At 70.8% G+C, this 24,288-nt stretch carries 19 protein-coding genes and 1 tRNA gene; 13 read left to right on the top strand and 7 right to left on the bottom strand.

The annotated features are described in order from the left end of the window. The first annotated feature begins 10 nt into the window (after window positions 1-10). The 3 genes from AC5P1B_RS09065 (at window position 11) to AC5P1B_RS09075 (ending at window position 2,648) form a co-directional block, all read left to right on the top strand. A complete protein-coding gene (locus AC5P1B_RS09065) occupies window positions 11-262 on the top strand; it encodes a hypothetical protein (RefSeq protein ID WP_493886080.1) in 252 nt (83 codons plus the stop codon). Window positions 263-463: 201 nt separating this feature from the next. Further along, window positions 464-1,498, top strand: coding sequence for a DUF8189 domain-containing protein (locus AC5P1B_RS09070; RefSeq protein WP_493886082.1), 1,035 nt, complete (start codon window positions 464-466; stop codon window positions 1,496-1,498). 514 nt (window positions 1,499-2,012) lie between these two features. Next, the gene (locus AC5P1B_RS09075; protein ID WP_493886084.1) at window positions 2,013-2,648 is read left to right on the top strand and encodes a TetR/AcrR family transcriptional regulator; all 636 of its coding nucleotides are present in this window, start codon (window positions 2,013-2,015) and stop codon (window positions 2,646-2,648) included. Window positions 2,649-2,817: 169 nt separating this feature from the next. On the opposite strand, the gene AC5P1B_RS09080 is transcribed toward AC5P1B_RS09075, so the two are convergent. Next, window positions 2,818-4,278: an aminopeptidase P family protein gene (locus tag AC5P1B_RS09080; protein ID WP_493886085.1), complete on the bottom strand. Its 1,461-nt coding sequence runs from the start codon at window positions 4,276-4,278 to the stop codon at window positions 2,818-2,820. A 213-nt stretch (window positions 4,279-4,491) separates the two neighbouring features. Continuing rightward, complete coding sequence (locus AC5P1B_RS09085; protein ID WP_493886086.1) at window positions 4,492-6,333, bottom strand: PP2C family protein-serine/threonine phosphatase; 1,842 nt, start codon at window positions 6,331-6,333, stop codon at window positions 4,492-4,494. 866 nt (window positions 6,334-7,199) lie between these two features. Between AC5P1B_RS09085 and AC5P1B_RS09090 the strand changes: the two genes are divergently transcribed. Together AC5P1B_RS09090 and AC5P1B_RS09095 are read left to right on the top strand one after the other, a co-directional pair. Beyond that, window positions 7,200-7,889 carry a bifunctional DNA primase/polymerase gene (locus AC5P1B_RS09090; protein ID WP_493886088.1) on the top strand — a complete coding sequence of 230 codons (690 nt, stop codon included), beginning with the start codon at window positions 7,200-7,202 and terminating at the stop codon, window positions 7,887-7,889. Between the two features lie 952 nt (window positions 7,890-8,841). Then, window positions 8,842-9,915 (top strand): hypothetical protein, encoded by a 1,074-nt coding sequence (locus AC5P1B_RS09095; RefSeq protein ID WP_493886089.1) that lies wholly within the window; start codon window positions 8,842-8,844, stop codon window positions 9,913-9,915. Window positions 9,916-10,737: 822 nt separating this feature from the next. Here the strand turns inward: AC5P1B_RS09095 and AC5P1B_RS09100 are convergent. The 3 genes from AC5P1B_RS09100 to AC5P1B_RS09110 all read right to left on the bottom strand — a co-directional run bounded on the left by AC5P1B_RS09100 (window position 10,738) and on the right by AC5P1B_RS09110 (window position 13,592). Then, a complete protein-coding gene (locus AC5P1B_RS09100) occupies window positions 10,738-11,745 on the bottom strand; it encodes a DUF5926 family protein (RefSeq protein WP_493886090.1) in 1,008 nt (335 codons plus the stop codon). Between the two features lie 255 nt (window positions 11,746-12,000). After that, window positions 12,001-12,711: an ATP-binding protein gene (locus AC5P1B_RS09105; RefSeq protein WP_493886091.1), complete on the bottom strand. Its 711-nt coding sequence runs from the start codon at window positions 12,709-12,711 to the stop codon at window positions 12,001-12,003. Between the two features lie 53 nt (window positions 12,712-12,764). Further along, a complete protein-coding gene (locus tag AC5P1B_RS09110) occupies window positions 12,765-13,592 on the bottom strand; it encodes a glycerophosphodiester phosphodiesterase (RefSeq protein WP_493886093.1) in 828 nt (275 codons plus the stop codon). A gap of 753 nt (window positions 13,593-14,345) precedes the next feature. Here AC5P1B_RS09110 and AC5P1B_RS09115 point away from each other — a divergent pair. From AC5P1B_RS09115 to AC5P1B_RS09125, 3 genes are all read left to right on the top strand, one after another. Beyond that, entirely contained in the window at window positions 14,346-15,935 is a 1,590-nt protein-coding gene (locus tag AC5P1B_RS09115) for a S1C family serine protease (protein ID WP_493886198.1), read from the top strand. Between the two features lie 218 nt (window positions 15,936-16,153). Continuing rightward, entirely contained in the window at window positions 16,154-16,885 is a 732-nt protein-coding gene (locus tag AC5P1B_RS09120; RefSeq protein ID WP_493886095.1) for a TetR/AcrR family transcriptional regulator, read from the top strand. Window positions 16,886-16,912: 27 nt separating this feature from the next. Beyond that, window positions 16,913-17,002, top strand: a tRNA-Ser gene (locus tag AC5P1B_RS09125). A 227-nt stretch (window positions 17,003-17,229) separates the two neighbouring features. Here AC5P1B_RS09125 and AC5P1B_RS09130 read toward each other — a convergent pair. Continuing rightward, the gene (locus tag AC5P1B_RS09130; protein WP_493886097.1) at window positions 17,230-17,742 is read right to left on the bottom strand and encodes a hypothetical protein; all 513 of its coding nucleotides are present in this window, start codon (window positions 17,740-17,742) and stop codon (window positions 17,230-17,232) included. A gap of 1,202 nt (window positions 17,743-18,944) precedes the next feature. Here AC5P1B_RS09130 and AC5P1B_RS09135 point away from each other — a divergent pair. The 3 genes from AC5P1B_RS09135 to AC5P1B_RS09145 all read left to right on the top strand — a co-directional run bounded on the left by AC5P1B_RS09135 (window position 18,945) and on the right by AC5P1B_RS09145 (window position 21,897). After that, window positions 18,945-20,051 (top strand): bifunctional MaoC family dehydratase N-terminal/OB-fold nucleic acid binding domain-containing protein, encoded by a 1,107-nt coding sequence (locus AC5P1B_RS09135; protein ID WP_493886099.1) that lies wholly within the window; start codon window positions 18,945-18,947, stop codon window positions 20,049-20,051. Window positions 20,052-20,137: 86 nt separating this feature from the next. Continuing rightward, the gene (locus tag AC5P1B_RS09140; protein ID WP_493886101.1) at window positions 20,138-20,734 is read left to right on the top strand and encodes a MaoC/PaaZ C-terminal domain-containing protein; all 597 of its coding nucleotides are present in this window, start codon (window positions 20,138-20,140) and stop codon (window positions 20,732-20,734) included. Next, the gene (locus AC5P1B_RS09145) at window positions 20,731-21,897 is read left to right on the top strand and encodes a lipid-transfer protein (RefSeq protein ID WP_493886103.1); all 1,167 of its coding nucleotides are present in this window, start codon (window positions 20,731-20,733) and stop codon (window positions 21,895-21,897) included. Before AC5P1B_RS09140 ends, AC5P1B_RS09145 begins: the two co-directional genes overlap by 4 nt. A gap of 346 nt (window positions 21,898-22,243) precedes the next feature. Here the strand turns inward: AC5P1B_RS09145 and AC5P1B_RS09150 are convergent, their stop codons facing one another. Continuing rightward, window positions 22,244-22,597: a hypothetical protein gene (locus AC5P1B_RS09150; protein ID WP_493886104.1), complete on the bottom strand. Its 354-nt coding sequence runs from the start codon at window positions 22,595-22,597 to the stop codon at window positions 22,244-22,246. Here AC5P1B_RS09150 and AC5P1B_RS09155 point away from each other — a divergent pair. Both AC5P1B_RS09155 and AC5P1B_RS09160 read left to right on the top strand, forming a co-directional pair. After that, complete coding sequence (locus AC5P1B_RS09155; RefSeq protein ID WP_493886106.1) at window positions 22,596-23,255, top strand: DUF1906 domain-containing protein; 660 nt, start codon at window positions 22,596-22,598, stop codon at window positions 23,253-23,255. The two genes, AC5P1B_RS09150 and AC5P1B_RS09155, sit on opposite strands and share 2 nt — an antisense overlap. Window positions 23,256-23,579: 324 nt before the next feature. Next, on the top strand, window positions 23,580-24,119 hold the full coding sequence (locus AC5P1B_RS09160) for a SigE family RNA polymerase sigma factor (RefSeq protein ID WP_493886107.1): 540 nt from the start codon (window positions 23,580-23,582) through the stop codon (window positions 24,117-24,119). Window positions 24,120-24,288 lie beyond the last annotated feature (169 nt).

Here is a 24,288-nt window from a genome sequence, read left to right on the forward strand (position 1 = left end):
CGCCCTCCCCGTGCTCGACCAGCAGCCCGCCGATGCTCGCGACCAGGTTGCCGGTCTCGTCGAGGTATTCGGGTGGGCGGCCCAGATCTCGTCGGTCCCCACCGACCGCCGGGCCAAGCGGCTGGTGCTCACCCCGGAAGGCACCGCGCTACGGGAGCGGCTCGTCGCCCTCCTCGTGGAGGAGTCGCCGCTGGCGGGCCTGACGCAGCAGGAGCAGGGAGACCTGTACGGGTCGCTCAACCGGGCGGTCACGCGCCGCTGAGGCCGGTCGCCCGTCTTTGACTGCCGCCGAATCCCTCAACTCGCGTCTCCTTGGAGGTCGGTGATCCCCCGTGCGAACGTGACTGGTAGGTAGATACCGGATATCAGCCATATTCCGGCAGGCTCTACCGCAGACGCCCCTCGTCTGGCTACGTTGTGCCCCGGCGCGACTACCCACCGCACTAATGAGCGAGGAGTTCGCATGGCCGTCTCCACCGCAACCGGTACGAACTGGGGCACGTGGATCAATCTGGAGGGCGGCATTTTCGCCGAGCCCTCATCGGTCCTCACCGCGGACAACCGCGTACGGGTCTTCGTTCAGGGCGGCAGCAACACGCTCTGGAGCAAGAGCGAGAACCGCGACCGTTCCTGGGCGGCGTGGACGCAGCACAAGGGCTCCGTCATCGACGGCGTGCCGCACCCGATCCGCGGCAAGGACGGGAAGATCCGCGTCTTCTACCGGACGCCGGACAACCACCTTGAGGTCATCACCCAGGACTCGATCAGCGGAGGGTACGGCTCGCCGCGGCGCATCGTGACCAACATCGGCGGTGACCCGGCGGCGGCGCTCAACGCCGACGGGAAGATCCAGGTCTTCTTCCGCGGCACCGACGGCGCGCTCTGGTACGTACGCAACCAGGGACTGCTGTACGAGGAGTACACCCGGCCCACGTCGCTCGGCGGCACCATCCACGCCACCCCGTCACCGATCCTCGACGGCTCCGGCCGCATCGTGGTCGCCGTCAAGGGCGGCAACGACACGCTGTACACGATCCAGCAGAAGGCGACGAACTCGCCTGACACCTGGGAGGCGTTCAACCACGAGACCACCGGCGTCACCAGCCGTCAGAGCGTGGTGCTCGACGCGGCCGCGCGCGTGCAGATCCTCTACCGGGGTTCCGATGGCTCGGCCTGGCGCGTCGGGCAGCGCGACGACTACGACAGCTTCACGACCTCGGTGTCGCTCCAGGGGCAGATCATCGACCGGCCCACGGCGGCGCTTGGCCAGGACGGCCGGGTCAACGTCTTCGTCAAGGGCACCGACAAGGCGTTGTGGGTCGCGGTGCAGAGCGTCGAGAACGAGACGACGTACGGCGGCTTCCAGTCGTTGCAGGGCGTCATCGGCGAGGCCCACGTGAGCCCGGCCATCGCCAGCCACGAGGGTCTGATCTACGTCTTCACCCAGGGCTCGGGCGCTCCCAAGAACCTGTGGGTGCAGCGCCAGACCTGGGCGTAACCCACTCGCTCCGCACTCGGGTGATCCGTCGGGTCGCTCTCCGCTTCCGCTCTCTCCGCGGTAACACGATGGCCGCGCGCTTCCCCCCGAGCGCGCGGCCTTCCGCCTGTCCGGAAGGTCCTTCCCGCGCACCCGCGCACCCGCGCACCCGCGCACCCGCGCACCTTGCCGAGGGCCGCGGCTCACCGACGACAATGTGAGTCTGGACAAAAATATTGTTCGGTGAGCCTCGGGCTCTCCGGCGACGACAGCGAAGGCGCCACCGTACGCGTCGGGTTGCCGGTGACCGGGCCGGTGGACGCGGTGCTCGACTACCGCAACGCGGTGGCCAGGCCCGGGACCCGATGCGGGTCCGATGCAGGTCCGGTGCGGCGGCCGCGTGGCCGCGTGGCACGGGTCCTCCCCTGTCGGGCCCCTACCACGCGCTTCCACGCGGAATCTAACGCGAGCGCGTTCGCGTTAGATTGAATAGGAGAATATGGGCCATGTTCGTGCAGGGCAACTCGGAGACGTGATGAGTGAGGAACACCTCTTCCCCGGAACGGTCCGCCCGGGGGGCCGTACGGCGCGTACCCGCGCGGCCGTGCTGGCCGCGGTCTTCGAAGAGCTGGGCGAGGGTGGCTACGCCGAGCTGACGATGGAGAAGGTCGCCCAGCGGTCCGGGGTGCACCTGGCGACGGTCTACCGCCGCTGGCGCACCGTCGAGCGGCTCATCTGCGAACTGATGATCGATCAGGGCGCCAAGGTGCCCGTCCCCGACACCGGTTCGCTCCTCGGTGACCTGCGCGCACTCGCGCAGTCCATCGGCCGCTTCTACGCCTCGCCCCGTAACCGGGGCGTCGTTGAGGCGGCGGTGTCAGCCGCCGTCCGGCACCCGTATGCCGACGCGATGCTGCGCGACTTCTTCCGCGAACGCCGCGAGCAGGTGGCGGTGATGGTCTATCGCGCCATCGAACGCGGCGAGTTGCCCGAGGACACGGACGCCGTGGAGATGATGGCGGCCATCGGCGCCCCCTTTTATTACCGTTTACTCATCGCGCGCGAACCCATCGACGAGTCACTCGCCGAGACCGCTGCGGTCGGCACCTACGCCGCCGCCCTCGCCGGGGCCTTCGCCCGTACCACCGCCGGACCCGCCGCGCAGGAGTGACGGGCGGGCAGCCGGGCGGCCCTCCGCGCGGCGGCGCCCCGCTCGCGCACGGGAAAACACCCGGGGGCGAAGCGCGTCGGCGCTTCGCCCCCGGGTGCGTACGGCAACAGAACCGGCCAGCCCTGCCGGCCGGTCAGCCCGCCGGGCCTTCAGTCCGTCAGCCAGTCCGTCAGCCCTTCAGCCGGGCCATCCACTGCTCGACCTCGTCGGCGGTACGGGGCAGCGCGGCCGACATGTTCCGGTTGCCGTCCTCCGTGACGAGGATGTCGTCCTCGATCCGGACGCCGATCCCCCGGTACTCCTCGGGCACCGTCAGGTCGTCGGCCTGGAAGTACAGGCCGGGCTCGACAGTCAGGCACATGCCGGGCTCCAGCGTGCCGTCCGCGTACGACTCACGGCGGGCCACAGCGCAGTCGTGCACGTCGAGCCCGAGCATGTGGCCGGTGCCGTGCAACGTGTACCGGCGCTGGAGGCCCAGCTCAAGAACGCGCTCGACGGGGCCGTCGAGCAGGCCCCACTCGACGAGCTTCGTGGCGAGCACGTGCTGCGCGGCGTCGTGGAAGTCCCGGAACTTGCCGCCCGGCTTCACGGCGGCGATGCCCGCTTCCTGCGCCTCGTAGACAGCGTCGTAGATCTCGCGCTGAAGCGGGTTGAAGGTCCCGTCGATCGGCATGGTGCGGGTGACGTCGGCGGTGTAGAGGGAGTGGGTCTCCACCCCGGCGTCCAGCAGCAGCAGCTCACCGGAGCGCACAGCGCCGTCGTTGCGCACCCAGTGGAGGGTGGTGGCGTGCGGTCCGGCGGCGCAGATGGAGCCGTAGCCGATGTCGTAGCCCTCGACGCGCGCGCGGAGGAAGAAGGTCCCCTCGATGTAGCGCTCGGAGGTGGCCTCGGCCTTGTCGAGGACCTTGACGACGTCCTCGAAGCCGCGGACGGTCGAGTCGACGGCCTTCTGGAGCTCGGCGATCTCGAACTCGTCCTTGACCAGGCGCAGCTCGCTGAGGAAGCAACGCAGCTCCTCGTCGCGCTCAGCGGTGACCTTGTCGGTCAGCGCCGCCTCAAGCTCCGCGTCGTGACCGCGCACGATGCGCACCGGGCCGGTCGCCGCCGCCAGCAGGCCGGCGATCTCGCGTACGTCCGCGCACGCCAGCCCGTACAGCTGCGCGGCCTCACTGAGGCTGTTGCGGCGGCCCACCCACAGCTCGCCCTGGCCGTCCAGCCAGAACTCGCCGTTGTCACGGTTGGAGCGCGGCAGCAGATACAGGGTCGCGTCGTGGCCCTCGGCACCGGACGGCTCAAGCACCAGGACGCTGTCCTGGGTCTGGTCGCCGGTGAGGTAGGCGTAGTCGGTGGAGGCGCGGAACGCGTACTCGGTGTCGTTCGAGCGGGTCTTCAGGCGGCCCGCGGGGATCACCAGGCGCTCGCCGGGGAAGCGGGCGGACAGGGCGGCGCGGCGTCTGGCGGCGTTCGGTGCCTGCGGGATCGGCCGCAGGTCACGCAGTTCGGTGTCGGCCCAGCCCTTCTTCATGTTCTCGGCGAGCTCGTCGGACACGGCCGGGTACAGGCCGTTCTTGCGCTGCTTGACCGGCTTCTCGCTCTCCGGGGTCTCCGGAGTGGGCTGCTCCTCGGTCACGTTTCCTCCTCGAACTGGACCTCCCCTGGCCTCGGGCCTGGCTGGGGACCACCTCACCCATCGTATGTGTGAGCGGTGAGTACTCCGGAGGGGTGTGATGTAACGGGTGGAGACTGACCGAAAACGGGCAGGAGCCGGGGCGGTTCCCTGCCCCGGCCTGCCTGCGTACGCGCTGCTCAGCCGCTCCGGCCCCGGCCCCGGCCGCGTCCCGGCTCAGTCGAAGTAGGCGGCCAGGAGTACGACGTCCTCATCGGCTTCCGCGGCGTCCGCGCCGGGCGTGCCGTCGACGCCGTGGGCTCCATGGGGGCCGTGAGCGCCGTGCACCGGGCCGAAGCCGTCCGGCAGCACCGTGCGCAGCACATGATCGGCGATGGCGTCGGGATCATCCCGCGCCGACCGTGGCACGTTCGCCGCGGCCGAGTGGAGCCGCGTGAACGCCCGGTCCATGGGTTCCCCGGTGCGGTGCAGCAGCCCGTCGCTGTACAGGAGGAGGGTCTCGCCCGGTTCGGGCTCGATGCCGACGCTGGGCGCTTCCCAGCAGGTGAGCATGCCGAGCGGCGCCGACAGTGTGGTCTCCACGAACTCCGTGCGGTGATCGCCGATGATCAGCGGCGGGCAGTGCCCTGCCCCGGCGAGGACCACGGCGTGCTGGGCGGGCTCGCAGTAGGCGAAGAGCGCGGTCGCGGCACGGGCGGGCTCGGTGAGCCGCAGCAGGAGTTCCAGGTCGGAGAGGACGGCGACCGGGTCCTCGCCTTCCATCACCGCGTACGCGCGCAGCGAGGCCCGCAGCCGCCCCATCGCCGCGACGGCGCTCGGTCCCGTGCCGGTGACGCCCCCGATGGCGAGGCCGAGGGCGCCCTCGGGGAGCGGCAGCGCGTCGTACCAGTCTCCGCCGCCGAACGGCCCGGTGTGGTGCCGGACGGCCAGGCGCACGCCGGGCACCCGCGGCAGGCGGCTGGGCAGCAGCTCCTCGCGCAGCGTGGCGACGGTCGCCCGGGCGCGGTCGAGTTCCAGGTGGCGGGCGATGTGCTCGGCGGCGTACCGGCAGTACAGGCCGATGAGGTGGCGCTGGCGCTCGGTGGGCTCGGCGGGCTCGTCGTAGAGCCAGACGGCGGCGCCGATGCGGCCGCTGGCGGAGCCGGCGGGCTCCCCGTGCCGACTGGGGCCGGTGTTCCCGATGCGGTCGGACCCGCCGGGGGCGGTACGGCCGGACTTGGCGCTGGCGGCCTGGGCGCTGCCGGACTGGATGCCGCCGGGCTGGGAGCAGTCGGACTCGGGGCGGCCGGTGTCGGGGGCGCCGCTGACGCAGGGGTCGGTGTGGGGCTCGCCCGGCGCGAGCGGCACGGCGTAGCTGGCGGCGTAGCCGAGCCGGGCGGCCACCTCGCGATGGCGGGGGTCGAGGTCGGCCTCGCTCGCGATGTCGGGGTGGGCGATCTCGTCCTGCCAGGCGATGGCGGGCGGGTCCGGGCCGGGGTCGGGATCGGGATCGGTGGCGGCGCCGACGTCGGCGGAGCCGCCGGGCGGCGGTCCGTCAAGCAGCGGTCCGTCAAGCAGCGGTCCGTCAAGCAGCGGTCCGTCACGTTGCGCCGCCGCGGAGGTGGTTTCCTCCTGCGCGGGCAGGCCGTCGAGGAGGCGGCCCACGGAGCCGGAGGCGCGCGGGATGGTCTCGATATGGCCGAGGTCGGCGCGGCCGAGGCCGAGGCCGACGGTGGTCACGGGGCCGAGCCCGTCGACCGGTTCGAGCGAGACCAGTCCGCGGCGCGCACCGACCAGGGTGGCCCCGGCGCGCAGCATCTCGTGGAGCGCGTCGTCGAGAGTGGCCGTTCGGGCCAGCCGCTCGGTGAGTTCGTGGAGACTGGTGAGGTCCGAGACCCATCCGGCGAGGCGGTCCTGGACGGCGGCGTCCGGGGTGCCGGGGAGGCCGTTGGAGTGGGGTGCCGGGGACGACGGTGACGTGGGGGAGCCGTCCGGGTCCGGGTTCGCGTCGGGATTATGCGTGGGGGCAGGAAGAGACGGATCGATTCCAGCCACTTTCGGAAGATGGCGTGCGCTCATGATTGACCGCTCTCGGCCCTGGCCTTCGACGGGAGATCGACCCGCCGGACAGCGATGGGGAGTACGCCCAAAGTTGCACCAATTTGGGGCGTTTTCATGATCCGGAGCATGGGGCCGGATGACAGGGGCATTCTTCTCAATAGCATCGCAAACCCCCATGTCATGTTGCGTCGCTATCAATGCTCCACATGTACACGCACCCGAGAGGCGATGTCCAGCATCATGCCGGTGGGGTTATTGGTGTCTGTGGGGAATCGAAGTTGTCCGGAAAATAGCCATCGAGCTGTCAATTCGCGGTCGACTGTCGTCATCCGGCAGCGCGTCGTACCAACTTCGGTGGGTATGTACTTGTTGAAGGGCGGGGGTAGTTGGATCGACCCGGAACCCCGTAGCGGGTCTGAGCGTCTTCACCGATGACGGTCGAGTCCTGCCCCCGGTAGTGGCGGGGGATGTATGCAGAGCACGAGAGCACGAGCTGGCAAGCGCCATGCGCACGCCACCCCTCGCCACGTTCCACGCTCGGCCTCTAGAGGCTTCTCGTACAGCAGGCTACGGGGGAGGCACGCCCCCGGTACGCGCAGTGACGTGTGATTCACGATATGTGATCGGCGGCGCGCAGTTCGAAGCTGTGCCGCGCAAGCGAAGCAACGCGACGAAGTGACAGCAGTTGTCCGTAGTGCCAGAAGCACCAGAAGTGCCAGGTAGTACGAACAGTGTGAGCAGTGCCACGCGAAATGCCCCCGCAGTGCGTGCAGTAGATCGTGCAGTACGCGCAGTGCCATGGCTGAGCCATGGCGATGAAACGTCCTCTGCCTCCTGGCAGAGAGTCCGCAGCCCTCGGCGTTCACGGAAAGGAACGAGCGCTCATGCGCGAGATCCCCGGAAGGCGACGCAAGTTCTCGATGCGGCGTGGCAGGAGGACGGCGATGCTCGGTGCGGCGCTTACCAGCGCCACCGAGTGGCGCTGGCCGATCATTCCCGGTGTGGGCATCCCACCCAGCGGCAGGCCGGGAGAATGCGGGTGCCCGCACCCTGACTGCGTGGTGCCCGGTGCGCACCCCTTTGATCCGGGCCTGCTCGCCGCCACCACCGACGCCCGCATGGTGCGCTGGTGGTGGACCAACCGGCCCAGCGCCCCGATCATCCTCGCCACCGGGCGCGATGGCGCACCCTGCGCCGTAAGCCTGCCCGCGGTCGCCGGAGCCCAGGCGCTGGCGGCTCTCGACGAGGCGGGTGTTCCCATCGGCCCGGTGGTCGCCACCCCCACCCGGTGGTCGCTGCTGGTCGCCCCGTACTCCCTCGAAGAGCTGGGCGAACTGCTGCACAACCAGGACTGGGTGCCCAGCTCGCTGCGCTTCCACGGCGAAGGCGGCTATGTGGCGCTGCCTCCGTCGCGGACAGGCTCGGGCGAGGTCCATTGGGAGCGCGCCCCGCACGTGCCGCAGCGCGGCGACACCACCACGCCATGGCTCCCCCCGGTCGCCACGGTGGCCGACGCCCTCGTCGAAGCGAGCGCGAACGCACCAGGCGGCAGCAGCAGCGAACTCGCCTACTAGTACGGGGGCGGGGCGCATCCGAAGGACAGCCGCGGCGGAACGCCGCGGCGTACGGGGATGAGCGGGGGGACGGGGTGCGAACGGCGTAGGGGGCAGCGGGGTCGGGACGCACACCCTGGCCCTGGTGCGGACCCACCGGGCCTTGGGCCCGGGGACGGGGAGGGCGGCGCGCGGACTTGGGCCGGCGCCGCTGGGCGCGTCACCGGTGCTTGGTCTTCCCGCCGGGGCGCGGCCGGTGACACTCCCCGGCATGGCGCACGCCGTAGCGCCCGGCGCGGAGGCCCAATGCGACCAACACTCCGGACGCGGGTTCCGGCGCACGCTTCGACGCAACGGTTCTACGCAACGCTTCGACGCGACGTTCTCCACGCCTCGATGCTTCGATGCGACGTTTCCACGCTTCGATGCTTCGGCGCGCTCCCCCGGCGGCACGGCATCCGCTGTCGCGGAAGGCGACCGGCCGTGGCAGGGCGCCTCGGTGAACGGTGCCTCGGTGATCGACGGCTCGGCGGCTGGTAGCCCGGCGGTCGTCCGGTGGCGGTGGCCCGGTGGGCATCGCGCGCGTACCCGGCGTACGAGCCTGAATCGCGCCACGCTGAGCTGACTCATCTCGTCGCTCAGCCGTCACGTACTGGCTTGATATCGCCTATGGCGCTGTACATGACCGTGACATATGGGGCTGAAGGGGCTCGAACGATCATGCGCTGCGGGAGTGGTGGGAGCCTGGTGAGTGCCTCGTGCGCGGCAAGGTGTTGCTGTGATGTTCCATCCGGCGGGGATGGGGCCGACCGGAGGGCGGGCGGGTACGCCGCTGCGGGGCGGTCTCACTCGTACGGATGCAAGGCGCCGTGCGGCGGGGGGAGACCTGGGCGCGAACGTCCGAAGCGTTCCGACTCGCCCGCTATGTTCGGGCTCCTGACAAGCGTGCCCGGCGAGTTGCAGGTGGGTCCCCATGAAACGAGCGCCGAAGCGGCGTGCGGTCAACCTTCGGCTCGTCGGCCTCGCCAGTGCGGTGGTGGTCGCCGTGGGGCTGCCGTTCGCCGCGGCGACCGCCGGTCCCTACGGCGCCGGTGGCGCTGCCGACCGCCGCGCCGCTCCGGCGCCGGCACCGGGCCCGCCCGCGCCGACGGGGGCGCACGGCCAGTCGGCCGACACCGGCCGGGGGGAGCGCGCGGAAACCGCGGCTGAGGCGAAGCCGCCGGGCTTCCGTGAACCCTCCGGATCAGCCGGTACGCCAGGCCCGGGCAGCGCGAACGGGCCTGGCGGCGCGAGCCGGACGAGCAGCTCGGCGGGCGGCGAGGGGCGCCGCGAGCCGAGCAGGGCCGGCGGGGGCGGAGGTACGGGCGATGCGGCCGCGTGGGGCGAAGGCCACCCCGGTTCTGCCGGAACGTCACGCCTCGCCGCCAGCTGCGGACCTGAACTCGCCTCCCCCGTGGGGGTGAGCGCGCAGACCTGCGTGTTGACCGGTGGGGGGCTGACGTGGGCCCGTACGTACTACGAGAACGCCACAGGCGCGCCGCTGACGGCCGTACTCGCCCTGCTGCGGCCCGATGGCCAGAGTCGCCAGACGCACTGCGCAGTGCCCGCGAAACGCGCGCCAGGGATGTGCGAGACGGTCCGCGAGCCCACCGTTCGGAGCGGTCGGCCGGGGGCTGGGGCGGGCGCGAGCCGGGCGGACCGCCCTGGGCGTGCCGACCGGTCCACGGGTGGCCCTGCGGGCCGTTCTGCGGCTCGGGCCGCCGCGGTGCGCGGCTTCGGGGCGGGACCGGCGGTCTGGACCGGGTGGACCTGGGGCTCAAGCCCGGCCGTCGGAGCCGCCGGGTGGCCACGTGCCACGTGGACGGGCGTACGGGCCGCAGGCGGGGCGCCGGCTCGGGAGCTGTGGCGAGGAGTCGGAGTCGTCCGGGGGGCCTGGCGGGGCACTGGGCCTGCGGCGGGCTACGCGGCGGTGTGGGAGGCGGCCGACGCGGACGGTCGGCTGCTGCTGCGCTCGGGAAGCAACTCCCCCATGTACGGGGCGGAATAGCCGGTGCGGGAGCTTGGTTGACCCGTACCAGGGGGCACCGACCGGAGCCGGGCATGGAAGCGCCCGGTCGCTGGCGACGGGGGATGCACCAGCGACCGGGCTCCTAGAACGGTAACAAGAGATCGGCGGTTCGCAAATTCGATCGCGGATTTCAAGACGTGTATTTCCTGGCTAATACCGGGAGTTGTGAGCAGAGTCACGTATCTGCACCACCAGAAGATCACGGGCCGCCGCCGAGCCACCATCGATCCGCCGCCGTAGTCTCCCCAGGCGCTGCCTCAGCGCTCCAGGGCGGCGGTGGCGGCAGGAATCCGAGTGGCCCCCAGCGGTCCTCCACCGGCCCTCCAGCGGTCCCCAGCGGCTCCGAAGCGATGCCCCGGCGCCCTGACCGAGGACTCCCGACCCAAGGCGCTGAGGCGTGGCCCACGGCCCTGCCGAGGAGGCGGCGTTGGGGGCGCTGCCTCCGCTACCGGGCAATCCGCGTGATCGCGTGAACAACTGGTCGGTGAGCCCGTGAGCCCGTGAGCCCGTGAGCCTGTGAGGCCGCGAGCACTCGCGGAGCACTCGTACTCGACGAGAAGCAGGCGAGCACTCGGACTCGCGTGATCCGTGTGTCCACGTAATCCGCGTACCCGAGTGCTCGCCTGAGTCACCCGCTGCGTACCGCTGAACGCTGACTGCTGACCTCGCCGGTACCCGCTCCCCGCGCCGCTGTCCGCAGCCGGGCGCGCGACCCGGCGCGCGCTGTTCGGCACCCGCCGTGCGCTGGCGTCATCCGCCGTGCGCTGGGCGCCGATCGCCGTACTCCGGCCGCAGTACGCGTCAGCTCAGCGTCACCTGACGGTTGGTGAGCCCGCTGCGTGCCCGGCGCTCGTCCGTTGTCAGCGGGGCCTCAGTGGCGAGCGCCTTGGCCAGCCGCTCCGCGAAGGCGGCGGCGGGCTTCTCGACATCGTCGGCGCGCATGGTGGTCGGCAGGTCCCACACCGGCACGGTCAGACCGTGCGCCCGGAAGGAGCCGACCAGCCGGGTGCCCTCGCCGAGCGAGGACGTGCCGGCGGCGTGCAGCCGGGCGAGCGCGTCCAGCAGCTTCTCCTCCGGGTGGGTCATCACCCAGCGCAGGTGGTTCTTGTCCGGCGTCTCGCACCAGTACGCCGACTCGACACCCGACAGCCGGGCGGTCGGGATCGCGGCCTCGTTGGCCCGCTCCAGGGAAGCGGCCACCTCGCCGGACGCGTTGTCGGCGTCCTCGATCCAGAACTCGAACCCGTCGTGCACGACCGGGTTGAACTCACTCTTGAGGTCAAGCAGGTCCTGGAGCCGGGGGCTGTCCGCCGCGCCCCAGCCGCCCTCGGGCGGGCCACCCGCGGCGACGGGCGTGCCGGGCTTGGCGCTCAGCGCCCGCCGCAGCGTGTCCGCCAGATCGCGGCTGAGGTCACCGGAGGCGGTGTCGTTCTGCAGGCCCAGGAGGACGGCGCCGTTGTCACGGCGCAGCGCGGGCCATGCCATCGGCAGGACGGTCGCGAGGGTCACCGACGGCACATCCTCCGGCAAGCCGTCCTTCAGGTGCAGCTCGACGGTGGCCGCGGGCACCAGCTCGCGCAGCGCCACCCAGTCGGCTTCGCCGGGCAGGCCCTCGAACGGCCGCTGCACCAGCTCGGTGACCGCGTGCGCGGCGGTGCGGCCGTGGCACGCCTTGTAACGACGGCCGGATTGGCACGGGCAGGGCTCACGGGCGCCCACCACGGGATAGTTGGCATCGGCGGTTCCGCCGCGGGCGGCGTCAGCGCCCTGCGGCTTGGCCTTCGTCTGGGGGCGGCGCTTCTTGGCCATGGCGTGGGTGTCTCCCGATCGGTACGGCTCGTACGGCCGCGAGCCTAGCCCTTCACCCCTGCCGCGACGGCCCCTCAGACTCGCCGGGCGCCCGCGGCCCAGGGCACCCCGCCCAACGACGCGCACCGGGCCCCCGCTCCGCGGCCCGTGCGCTGAGTGGTCACGACCACCGGGGACCACAGGGGAAAACGGACCGGGGACCACAGGGGAGAAACGGGGGGAGCGCCGGAGGAGCCCGGAGTCGCCGTCGCGTCGCTATGCGCCGTTCCGGCCATTCAGGCCCTTGAGCCCGTCGAGCCTGTCGATTCCGTCCAGTTCCTCGATCGCCTCAAGGCCGTCGAGACTGTCGAGGCCAGGGGCGAACCTGAGCTCAGGCGTGAGCACCACACGCGGGCTGAACTCGGGAGCGGGACCAGGACCAGCACCGGGGCCAGGACCGGGTCCGGGATCGGCGGACAGGACCGCCCACACCGTCACCTCGCCAGGGCCTTCCCGCACGCCCCAGTCCTCGGCGAGCGCGGAGATGATGTTCAGGCCGCGGCCGCCACGGGCCGTAATCGACGGGGTGGCCGGAAGTGGTCTTGTCGGCCCGCCGCCGTCGGTGGCTTCGACCGTCAGCCTGCCGTACTGGTCAACGCGCCACGCGGCGCGGACCTCGCCGTCTCCGTCGTCGTCGGCGCACAGCGGGCGGCCATGGCGGCACGCGTTGCTGAGCAACTCCGAGAGGATCAAAACCGCGTCGTCTACGACCGACTCCGGCACGCCACCAGCACGCAGTTCATCGCGCATCCGGTGCCTTGCCTCGCCCACGCCCGCTGGACCATGGGGTACGGCCATAGTCGACGACGTCGGCACTTCTTGTGCCACCACCAACGCCACCCCCGAGACCTCCTTTGCCCCACGCCAGGGGATGAATGCCCGGAGGAAGTGGATCGGAAACCGGCCAACTGCGATCCGGCGACGCACTCGTTACGATCGGATACTTACCGAACGCGCCGGTGCACTCCTTGTAATGGTCGTTATGGTCGGCCGAGTTGGGACAGCACCTGTTTCGGGCGATTAGTGATGATCGCTTCCACGCCCAGCCGCACACACAGCTCGACGTCGGCCGGCTCGTTGACCGTCCATACGTGCACCCGGTGCCCCGCCCGATGCAGCCGGGCCACGTAGCCGGGGTGATTGCGTACGATCCGGATGCTCGGACCCGCGATGGGGACGCCCGTCGGCAACCGTCCGTCGCGGTGCCGGGGCGAGACGAACTGCATCAGGTAGACGGTGGGAATGGCGGGGGCGGCGGCGCGCACCCGGTGCAGTGACCGCGCCGAGAAGCTCATGACCCGCACCGGTGCGGGCTCGTCGGGGGGCGGCGGTGAGTCGAGGCCGAAGCGGCGCAGCAGCGTCAGCAGCCGCTCCTCGACCTGCCCGGCCCAGCGGGTGGGGTGCTTGGTCTCGATGGCGAGGGCGACCGGGCGGCCCGCGTCGGCGACGAGTTCGAGCAGCCGCTCCAGGGTGAGCACTGAGGTGCTGTCCCGGTCCGGCATCTCCGAGTCGTGCGCCTGGTCCTTCCAGGAGCCGAAGTCGAGCGCGGCGAGGTCGGAGAGTTCGAGCGTGGAAACCGCGCCGCGCCCGTTGGAGGTGCGATTGACCCGCCGGTCGTGCACGCACACGAGATGCCCGTCGGCGGTGAGCCGCACATCGCATTCGAGCGCGTCGGCACCGGCCTCGATCGCTCTGCGGTACGCGGAGAGGGTGTGTTCGGGTGCCTCCTCGGAGGCCCCTCGGTGGGCGACGACGGAGAGAGTGTGCGGGCCGGGGCGGATCTCCCGGGCCGGGCGCGCATAGGTCACCGCGTTATGGTGCCACCGCTTGGCGCGGGCCGCGTAGGCGGCCATGGCTCTGGCTGCGGTCGTCGGCGCTGGTTACTGTGCTGGCCCGGTGTCCGCCGGAGGGCTGATCGTCCGGCCCAGGGCGGCCGGCCATGACCACGGAAGTGATCACGTCCGGTGTTCGGGGGTGGTGGTCGGGTTCGGCGGCCGGTCAGCGGCTGGGTTCGGCGGCCGGGTTTGTCCGTCATGACCATGTACGTGGTCGCGACGGTGGTCACGAATGTGGCCAGCTGTGCCGAGATGGCCGCCCGCTTCATCTGCTCTGTCCCGGATGGAGGAGGGTGGTCGGCGGGACAGCCGCTCCTTACGGCGCATTGACACGCCGTGGGAAAGGCTGGCACCAGACCTTCGTACGCGTTGGCCACCCGCCACCCATCACCCAGAGAATGTCGTGCACCTGAGGAGTGAGCTGTGAGCACGGAGAACGAAGGCGCTGCCGTTCTGCCCGAGGCCGAGCCGCGCTCGGCGCCTCCGGCGCCGGGCCCCGAGCCCGTCGCCCCCGCTGAAGCCCGGCCGCGCCCGGCCGCCGATGACGCCGTCCCCGACCCGTCCCCGGGCCGTGACGTTGACCACGGTCCCGACCGCGCCGCGGACGGCGACCTGAAGGGGAGTGCGGACCGCGACCTGAAGGCGAGTGCGGACCGCGAGCCTGACTACGGCCTGGCGCCTCCGTCGGCGGCGGCGGTGGGTGCGGGTGGTGGCGAGGCGGACACGATGATCGGCGTCCCGGCGGCGGAGCGGACAGCGGAGTACACGCGGGTGACTGACACCGGACCTGAGCGTCAAGCGCCCGGCGTGGCTGACGCGGACAAGCCGTCGGCCGCCGCTGCCGACCGCCCCGCGGCAGTCCCGGCGCCCCCTGCCTCCGTGCCGTCGGGCGCCGCGGCAGCCCCCGCGCCTCCCGCTGATGGCCCGGCGCCGTATGCGGCCGACGGCGTGACGATGGCTGGAGCGGGCGCGGGAAGCGGAGCTGAGCACGGAGCCGGAAGCGGAGCCGGGCACGGAGCCGGGGCTGGCGCAGGAGGCGCCGGCTCGTGGTGGAGCGCCGGGGGTGGCCAGCCGTACGGGCACTCGGGCGCGTCCGGTGGCGGCGGGGGCCTGGGCGGGCATGGCGCTGGTGGGCCGGGCTCGCCGTGGGGCGAGACCCCGGGGGCTGCCGCGCCGCCGCCCGGCCGTAAGCGCGGTGGGATGGTCGCCGCTGTGCTGGCGGCTGTGCTCGTCGCCGGTGGCATCGGCGGCGGCGTCGGCTTCTGGGCCGCCGACCGGAACGACGACACCGGCTCGACCACCGTCGCCGCCTCGTCGGACAACCCCAAGGGGAACAGCCGCGCCCCCGGCTCGGTGTCCGCGATAGCGGAGAAGGCGCTGCCCAGTGTCGTCACCATCGAGGCGCAGAGCAGCACCGGCGAGGGCGGCACCGGCACCGGCTTCGTCTACGACAAGCAGGGCCACATCCTGACCAACAACCATGTGGTGGCATCCGCCGCCGACAGCGGCGAGCTCAGGGTCACGTTCTCCAACGGCAAGAAGTACAGGGCGGAGGTCGTGGGCCGGGCCCAGGGCTACGACGTCGCCGTGCTCAAGCTGAAGGACGCCTCCGGCGCCACCCTCAACCCGCTGCCCCTGGCCGACTCGGACAAGGTGCAGGTCGGTGACGCGACGGTCGCGATCGGCGCGCCCTTCGGCCTCTCCGGGACCGTGACCACCGGCATCGTCAGCGCCAAGAAGCGTCCGGTCGCCTCCAGCGACGGCGGCGGCAGCAAGGCGTCGTACATGAGCGCGCTGCAGACCGACGCGTCGATCAACCCGGGCAACTCCGGCGGTCCGTTGCTCAACGCGGACGGCGCGGTGGTCGGTGTGAACTCGGCCATCCAGGGAGCGAGCAACGGAGGCGGCGGCTTCGGCGGCGAGACCCAGCAGTCCGGCAGCATCGGGCTGGGCTTCGCGATCCCGGTCAACCAGGCCAAGCAGGTCGCCGACCAGCTGATCAGGACCGGGCAGCCGGTCTACCCGGTGATAGAGGCCACGGTGAACATGAAGGACACCGGCGGCGGCGCGACCATCGCCCGGACAGGCGAGGGCAGCGCGGAACCGGTCACCCCGGGCGGCCCGGCCGACAAGGCGGGGCTGAAGGCCGGTGACGTGATCACGAAGCTGGACGACACGGCGATCGACAGCGGCCCGACGCTGATCAGCGAGATCTGGACGCACCAGCCCGGCGACAAGGTCACGCTGACGTATACCAGGGGCGGCAAGGAGTCGACCGTGGAGGTCACCCTCGGCGAGCGCAAGGGCGACAACTGACACGCGACACCCAACACCCGACCCGCGTCACCTGAAACACGCCAACTAACAGACGCCAGCTGAAACACGGCAACTGACAGCCGCTGACCCGGATTTGAGGCGGGGCGCCCGAACGCATCAGGCGCCCCGCTCCGGCAGCCGCCGGCAACCACCAGCAAAGTCACCACGAAATTCGAGCGGGGACCTTGTTGTGCCGAGGGCGGACTATCCTGACCGCCATGTCCCCCGCTGACGCACCCGGCCTCCGCCCGCGCAAACGGGAACGCACCCGCAACGCCATCTCGGAGGCGGCCTTCCGGCTCTTCGCCGAGCGCGGCTACGACGGCGTCACGCTGCACCAGATCGCCGCGGCCGCCGACGTGGCTCCCGCCACCGTCTTCACGCACTACGGGTCGAAGGAGGACATCTTCTTCAGCCGCCGGGACGAGTTCAACGCACGGCTCCCTGGGGCGGTCGCGTCCGCGGCCACCGGCGCCGAACTCATCGCCCAGCTCAGGGACTTCTTCAGCGACGCCTGCGAGATCGTGCTGACGGGTGAGTGGGTCGAGTTCGGCCGTACGTTCTCCCGCGTCCTTACCCAGAGCGAGACACTGACTCGCAGCTACCTCCCGCTCCAGCAACGCCGCAAGCTCCTGCTGATCGACTGCCTCGCCGAGCGCGCCGGAGACCAGGCGGACGAGCGAGAGCTGACCCTGTTCGCGTCGCTCGTGACGGCCGTCGGTGGAGCGGCCCTCGACACCATGCACGCCGGACTCGCCGCAGGCGCCCCCGTGGACACGGTTCGCGCGGATATCCGCGACACCCTGACCCGCGGCTTCAACCACCTGACCCGCGCCTACGCCGACACCCCCACCCTCGACCGCGCCCCCACCCCCCTCACCCCGGCAAAGGCTCACCCCGAAGAGACAGCCCAGCGCACCGACCGCCACCGGAGAACCGCTAGGCTGTAAGCGCTCCGCAGCAGGTAGGCGAAGCGAGGAGGCTTGCCCGAGCGGCCTAAGGGAACGGTCTTGAAAACCGTCGTGGCAGCGATGTCACCGAGGGTTCAAATCCCTCAGCCTCCGCCAGGTCAGCGTATGCGCTGGTCAGATGGGGTGTCCCTCTCCGGAGGGGCACCCCATCTGTGTGCTCTCTGTCTCACGCTGAGTCGGCCACATCCCAGGTGTGACCAGCGCGTTTGGGCCATGTGTGGGCCACCAGCGGACCGTGTCAGCCCGCTTCCCCAGCGCGCCAGCAAGGCGCGAAGGAGAAGGTCGGCCCTCCGGCACGCACGAGTGCCGAAGTGAACGCGTGGTCAGTCAGCCACGCCCAGGTCTTCGCGCATGATCCGGCGCATGGCGGTGAGTGCGGGTACTGCGGCCTTCAAGTCGAGGAGCGCCTGATCCGCGCTCTCCCCCTCTCTGGAGAGGCCGCGATCAATGCGCTTGGCAGTAGCGTCAACCCCGGCCAAGACGACGTTCAACTCGCGAGACGCCGTGAGCACCACTTCGGGAACGACCATCTGAGCCTCGGCGTAGCGATCCCGGTAGTCCCGCCGCGCCTCCTCGACCTGAGCACGGTCATCGTCGGTGTATACCCCGTCCCGCAGGCGATGAAGGGCATCCTTCAGCAGGGTGTGGAAGCGACGAGAGGTTCGATTCATCGCGGTGTACGCGGCACGCCGCTCCTCGAAGAGCCGTCTTCGCTCCTCGGCTTGGTTCTCCTCTGCCCGCTGGCGCTTCGTCGCCCACGTCGTGAGCAACGGCGCCATGAGCGTGCCGAGCACTCCGACGATGGCAGTGACCATGGCAGCTGTGGCGGCACCCATGCACGCGACCCTAACGGCTGACTGCCGTCGCTGCTCCCCGGAACCCTTCGGCAGGGGAGGACCACGTACGGACAGACAGCGCAGACAGCGCAGACAGACGGACGCACGGACGCACGGACGGGCGGGAGCTGTCGTCGGCCCCGCTACTGGAACGTCACGGTGTGGACGCCTCCGCACGGGCACATGACGGTCACTCCCCAGCCGGGATCGACGTGGATGTCAGGGTGAGTGCCCTCGCACGTCCGGCACGCTATCAATCCGTGTTCCTGAAGGATCTCCCGGAACCGTTGCGTCGGCCGATGCTGGCTGATGGCGCGCTGTAGCTGGTTCCTCAGTAGTGACTCGCTCACGGGTACGCGTGGGTTCTTGTTGATCACTTGGTCCACACCGCCCCGCACTTACACATGCATAGGAACGTCCCATTTTCTTGGGGGAACACGGTCACGTCCTGACCTCCACACACGGGGCATGTCTCCATCTATCAAACCCTTCCGAGGCCACCTGGCGCAGCCATTCCACCGCATAACCAGCCCCTTTCCCTGGTTGCTTGACAACACCAGGGTCGGCGTGTCCCCGTTCACAGCGGCTGCCCTGACGGGTCCGGTGGGTGGCGCGTACGCCGGTTCGGGCTATCTGGGATTCGGAGTGGGGCTCTTGGGAGTGGAGGCGTGCGCCGGAGCTCCGGGCCTTGACGTCCCGGGGGTGCAGGAACGCTTCGCCCCTTGCTGGGCGTGCTGACGCAGGGGGGGCGCGTCAGGCGGGATGAGAGGGCTGGGCGGGCCGAATAGGGCGAGCTGGTTTGACGGGGATTCCTCATGCTTGCGGGGGAACCAGGCGTCGCGGGTGGTTCGTCGCGGACTCGGTGGGCAGCTCTGGTGGCGCGACGATGGCACAACGTCGCGGCAGCGGCCCCGCAAACAACAACACAGCAAGCGTGGACGGTTCTGGTCTCACAGTGCTTGACCAGGACGACACGACCGTCAACTTACGAATTCGTGGTGACGTTATGACATTACGGTGAGGTGATACGTCGCGCGGCGGTGCCCCTCGGGCCCGCCGCGCCGCGTTTTTGTGCGGTGAGGTGTGGGGTGCGGTTGGGGTGGATTGGTGTGTGTGGTGGGTTGGTGAGCGCCCGCCGGTTGGGCGGCGGGGTGTGCTCGGGGTTCTTGACAGGCGCTCAGGAGCTGACGGACAGTCAGGAAATGCGTTGGGACGCGTACGAGGGACAGGACGCGGTGGTCGGCGGGGTGGGCCGTGATCCGGTCAATGAGCCGATGATCAGGCACTGGTGCGAGGCCATGGGTGATGCCAACCCCGCATACCCGGCCGTCGCGCCGCCGACCATGCTTCAGGTGTGGACGATGGGCGGGCTCGGCGGCCACCCCGCGGGGTCGGGCAGGACCGAGGCATACGACGAGCTGTTCGCGTGGCTTGATGGGGCCGGTTTCACGTCGGTCGTCGCGACCGACTGTGAGCAGGAGTACCTACGGCCGCTGCGGCCCGGCGACCAGATCACCTTCGACGCGCTGATCGAGTCGGTGTCGCCGCGCAAGGACACCAAGCTTGGCGCCGGGCACTTCGTCACGACCCGGATGGACATCAAGGCCGCCGGAAAGCTCGTCGGCACCCACCGCTTCCGCATCCTCAAGTACGCGCCCAGGGCTCGCGGTGACGAGCCGCAGCTGCCTACGCCCCGTTTCGGACGGGCGACATCGCGACCGCAGCCACAGTCACTCCCACTCCCACTCCCGCAACTACACCCACTCCCGCAACCACGTCCACGGTCACGCCCACGGCCAGTGATCAATCGCGACAACGCGGGCTTCTGGGAAGGCGTAGGGCGCCACCAGCTGCTGATCCAGCGTTGCGCGCGGTGCGCCGGGCTCCGTTTTCCCTGGATTCCCGGCTGCGATGCCTGCGGCTGCCCGGAGTGGAGCGCTGTTGAGGCATGCGGCGCTGGAACGGTCTTCTCGTACGTCGTGATGCACCACCCGCCGTTCCCGGCGTTCGGTCCGCCGTACGCGGTCGGGGTGGTGGAACTCGCCGAAGGCGTGCGGATGGTCAGCGGCATCACGGGCGTGCCGTACGACGAGGTGCGCATCGGGATGGCGGTCGAGCTGGACTTCCAGCGGGTGGACGACGCCATGGCCGAGGTCGTGGGCGAGGCCGAGGACGGTGCGGTGGATGAGGGGTGGGAGCTGCCCGTGTTTCGCGCCGTGGGTGAGGCGCCTGCCGTCAATGCCGACCGTGGCGGCGGTGATCACGGTGGTCACCGTCGTGGCGATCAGGGGCTGGGGAGGCCGACGTGAGTCATACGAGATCGGTGAGTTCCGCGAATGCGGACAGTTCTGCTAGTTCTGCGAGTTCCGCGAGTGCGGTGGGTCCTTCGGGGCTTGTGGGCTGGTCTGGTCGTGGAGCGCCTCCCGTGGTGGGTGATGTGCTGCCGCCTCTGCGTATTCCGGTCACCCGCACGTTGATCGTCGCGGGGGCCATCGCTTCCCGCGACTACCAGGACGTGCATCACGACGCCGAGGCCGCCAGGGCGAAGGGCTCCCCAGACATCTTCATGAACATCCTGACCACCAACGGGCTCGTCGGCCGGTACGTCACCGACTGGGCCGGACCTGGCGCCACGCTGCGCCGGGTCGCGATCCGGCTCGGGGTGCCCAATTACCCGGGAGATGAGTTGGTGTTGCGCGCTTCCGTCGTCTCCATGGCCCCTGTCGTCTCCGGTGCGTCCGGTGCGTCCGGCGTATCGGACGTATCCGGCGCCTCTGCCCCGTCGGACCTGCCCGATCTCTCGGACGTGTCCCTCCTGCCGGGCGGCGTGGGGGCTCTTGTCGAGGTGCGGGTCGTGGGGAGCAACGGCATGGGGCAGCACGTGAGCGGGACGGTCACTGTCGCCTTTCCCGCTGCGTGCCCCGGCGCGGAGGGCGCGGCGGACAGCGGTGCGGCGGCCGAAGCGGAGGGCGTTGCGGAGGGCGGCCGGTGAGTCTGCGGCGGCGGGACTGGCTCGGGGGAGAGGCCGCCATCGTCGGCGTCGGGGCGACCGCGTTCTCCAAGGACTCGGGCCGCAGTGAACTGGCGCTCGCCACCGAAGCCGTACGGGCCGCGCTCGATGACGCCGGGCTCGCCCCCCGTGACGTAGACGGCCTGGTCACCTTCACCATGGACACCAGCCCGGAGATCACCGTCGCCCAGGCGGCCGGGATCGGGGAGCTGTCGTTCTTCTCGCGTGTGCACTACGGCGGTGGTGCCGCCTGCGCCACCGTTCAGCAGGCCGCTCTGGCCGTCGCCTCGGGCGTCGCCGACGTCGTGGTCTGCTATCGGGCGTTCAACGAGAGATCCGGGCGCCGCTTCGGCTCGGGCGTGCTGAGGCGCGAGCCGTCGGCTGAGGGCGTGGCGCTCGGCTGGGTGCTGCCGCACGGTCTGCTGACCCCGGCCTCTTGGGCCGCGATGGCCGCCCAGCGCTATCTGTACGCGTACGGGCTGACGCCCGAGGTCTTCGGGCATGTCGCGGTGACCGACAGGCGGTACGCCGCGACCAACCCGGCCGCGTACTTCTACGGGAGGCCGATCACCCTCGCTGACCACGCCGCTTCCCGCTGGATCGCCGAACCGTTGCGGCTGCTCGACTGCTGCCAGGAGACGGACGGTGGTCAGGCGCTCGTCGTCACCTCCGTCGAGCGGGCCCGTACGCTGCCGCGACCGCCTGCGGTGATCACCGCCGTGGCGCAGGGCGCGGGCCGTGCCCAGGAACAGATGACCAGCTTCTACCGCGACGACCTGACCGGCCTTCCCGAGATGGGGGTCGTCGCGCGTCAGCTGTGGCGCAGCAGTGGGCTGGCCCCCGGGGACATCGACGTGGGCATCCTCTACGACCACTTCACTCCGTTCGTGCTGACGCAGTTGGAGGAGTTCGGCTTCTGCGCGCGCGGTGAGGGCGGTGACTTCGTCGCCGCTGACGCGCTGCCGCTCAACACCCACGGCGGACAGCTCGGAGAGGCGTATCTGCACGGAATGAACGGCATCGCCGAGGCCGTACGGCAGGTGCGCGGCAGCTCCGTCAACCAGGTTGCGGGGGCGACGCGCGCTCTGGTGACGGCGGGTGCGGGAGTTCCGACATCCGGGCTGCTCCTGAGCGCAGACGGCTGAACGGCAGGCGTGTCGGCGGGCCGCGGCCGAGGAGGTGCGCCTTCACTCGGCCTATGTACAAGAAATATAGCCACAAAAAGTTCATCGGATATGCGGTCGGTCTGCTCACGGCGGTGATCTCGCTGCTGGGTGGCCTGCTTGCGGCTCCGACGTCCACCGCGGGCGGGTTGCCGGGCGCGACAGCGCGGACGGGGACAGGTCCCGAACCGCATACGGCGCCGGGGGTGGGAGGGGGCGTGTTCCAGGGGACGGCGTGGTGGGGCAGACTCTCGATGGCCGCTGCAACGCCTGAGTCGGGTGTGCTCCCTGTGTCATGGATGCCTGCCTTGTCGCGCAAGCCCGCCACCTACGACGCCTCGGCCACGTTCGCCACGTCGGCCGTGCCCACCGCGTCCGCCAATCCTGCCCCCGCCGCCTCCGGGGTGCCTGATACGCCTGGCATGCCCGACACATCTGCCACATCTGCCACATCTGCCGCGCCTGCCGCGTCTGATGCGTCTGATGCGTCTGGCACGTCGCCGGAGAGCGGGTGGGCGCCGTCCGGGAAGCCCGCTGTGCCGCCCTCCTCCGCTCCCGCGCTGCCGTCGGCCGCTTCGACCGCTTCGGCTCCCGGGGCGGATTCCGGACGGGTGGCGGGGCCCCGCTCGATCTTCCAGGGCTGGGCGTTCGACACCTGCCAGGCGCCGCCGCTGAGCACCATGCGGGCTTGGCGGAATTCTCGCTACCGCGCCGTCGGTGTCTACTACGGCGGGCGCGGCCGGGCGTGTGCCCCGCAGAAGCACCTCAGCAGAAGCTGGGTGCGCGGTGTGAAGCGTCTCGGGTGGCGGGTGCTGCCGGTCTACGTGGGTTCGCAGTCGCCGTGCGTCGTGGTCGAGGGGAAGAAGAAGTACAGGATGGGCCCCAACGCGTGGGCGCAGGGGCGCAACGAGGCGCGGGACGCGGTGCGCCGCGCGCGGGCGCACGGCATGGCCGCGGGCAGTGCGCTCTACCTCGACATGGAGGCGTACCGCTTCCGGCAGGCCGGCTGTGCGCGCACCACGCTCGCCTTCGTACGTAGCTGGAGCCGCGAGGTGCGCAAGCAGGGTTACGTGCCGGGCTTCTACAGCAGCGCCAGCTCCGGCGTGCGGCACATGGAGCAGGCCCGGAAGGCGGGGGTGCGGGATCTGCCGTCGGCCATCTGGTTCGCCCGGTGGCACGTACGCCCGTCGCTGTACGGGGAGCGCCATCTGGACCCGCGCGCCTGGCGCCCGCACCGCCGCATCCACCAGTACGCGGGCAATGTCTCCGAGCGCCACGGCGGCCGGAGGCTGAAGATCGACCGTAACCAGGTGGATGCCCCGGTCGCGATCATCCGCTGAGCGCGCCTCGCCCCTTGTCGTGGTCGGGGCCGGGACCAGGGCAGGAGCCGGAGCCGGGACCGGCCGCGCGCGGGGGCGCGCGGCCGGTCCTCGCCCCGGGTGAGGCGGCGACGGGCTCGGGGTCGGCGAGACGGGCGCCGGGCGGCCGCGCGGGCCGCCGGGGCACGGAACCCGGAGTGCGCCCGGCCACGCAACCCTGAAAGACCCTGAGAGCCCTCCCCCCGGAGGAGGTGGTGCCAGCTCTACGCGTACAACCTGAGGCGGAGCCCGCTTCGGCACCTCCGGCCGATCCCTGGGGCGCTGCTCGCTTCTAGCGTTGAAGCCATGACCACGCCTGTGTGCAACAGCGCATCCACTGCTGGCACTGCTGTGTTCCCGTCGTTCACGTCGTACGTCCGGGCACGCGGTCCGGTGCTGCTGCGTACCGCTCGCTCGCTGACCGCGAACCCGAGCGACGCGGAAGACCTGCTCCAGACTGCTTTGACCAAGACATATATGGCGTGGGAGCGGATAGAGGACCACCGGGCGCTGGATGGGTATGTCCGCCGGGCGCTGGTCAACACCCGCACGTCGCAGTGGCGCAAGCGCAAGGTGGACGAGTTCAGCTGTGAGGACCTTCCCGAGCCCGACCCGGTTCCGGCGCCCGACCCGGCCGAACAGCAGGTGCTGCGCGACGCGATGTGGCGGGCGGTCGTCCGGCTTCCGGACCGGCAGCGCGCCATGGTCGTCCTCAGGTACTACGAGGATCTGAGCGAGGCGCAGACGGCCGAGGTGCTCGGCGTTTCCATCGGCACCGTCAAGAGCGCGGTCTCCCGCGCGCTGGGCAAGCTCCGTGAGGACCCGGAACTGGGCCAGGCCGCCTGACGCCCGGCGCGCCGCGCGCCCCTCGTGTACGTCCCTGCCTCACCTGCCCGTCTTACATGCTCGTGTTACGTGCCGCACCCGACCCGCATACGGTTACGCCCGAAATAGGGCTGAAACGATGCCGTGCTAGTGACATACCGACTGGTCGAATGCAGAATTCAGCGCATCC

Source organism: Streptomyces sp. A01 (genome assembly GCF_059026195.1).

Coding starts and splice junctions, on each gene's coding strand:
- AC5P1B_RS09150 (WP_493886104.1), bottom strand. CDS start 22,597: ATGGTGCTCAGCGGCGGCGCCTGGCAGGTGTCGAACGCCCAGCCCTGG.
- AC5P1B_RS09155 (WP_493886106.1), top strand. CDS start 22,596: ATGCGGGCTTGGCGGAATTCTCGCTACCGCGCCGTCGGTGTCTACTAC.
- AC5P1B_RS09075 (WP_493886084.1), top strand. CDS start 2,013: ATGAGTGAGGAACACCTCTTCCCCGGAACGGTCCGCCCGGGGGGCCGT.
- AC5P1B_RS09115 (WP_493886198.1), top strand. CDS start 14,346: ATGATCGGCGTCCCGGCGGCGGAGCGGACAGCGGAGTACACGCGGGTG.
- AC5P1B_RS09130 (WP_493886097.1), bottom strand. CDS start 17,742: ATGGGTGCCGCCACAGCTGCCATGGTCACTGCCATCGTCGGAGTGCTC.
- AC5P1B_RS09100 (WP_493886090.1), bottom strand. CDS start 11,745: ATGGCCAAGAAGCGCCGCCCCCAGACGAAGGCCAAGCCGCAGGGCGCT.
- AC5P1B_RS09160 (WP_493886107.1), top strand. CDS start 23,580: ATGACCACGCCTGTGTGCAACAGCGCATCCACTGCTGGCACTGCTGTG.
- AC5P1B_RS09090 (WP_493886088.1), top strand. CDS start 7,200: ATGCGCGAGATCCCCGGAAGGCGACGCAAGTTCTCGATGCGGCGTGGC.
- AC5P1B_RS09095 (WP_493886089.1), top strand. CDS start 8,842: ATGAAACGAGCGCCGAAGCGGCGTGCGGTCAACCTTCGGCTCGTCGGC.
- AC5P1B_RS09120 (WP_493886095.1), top strand. CDS start 16,154: ATGTCCCCCGCTGACGCACCCGGCCTCCGCCCGCGCAAACGGGAACGC.
- AC5P1B_RS09085 (WP_493886086.1), bottom strand. CDS start 6,333: ATGAGCGCACGCCATCTTCCGAAAGTGGCTGGAATCGATCCGTCTCTT.
- AC5P1B_RS09070 (WP_493886082.1), top strand. CDS start 464: ATGGCCGTCTCCACCGCAACCGGTACGAACTGGGGCACGTGGATCAAT.
- AC5P1B_RS09135 (WP_493886099.1), top strand. CDS start 18,945: ATGCGTTGGGACGCGTACGAGGGACAGGACGCGGTGGTCGGCGGGGTG.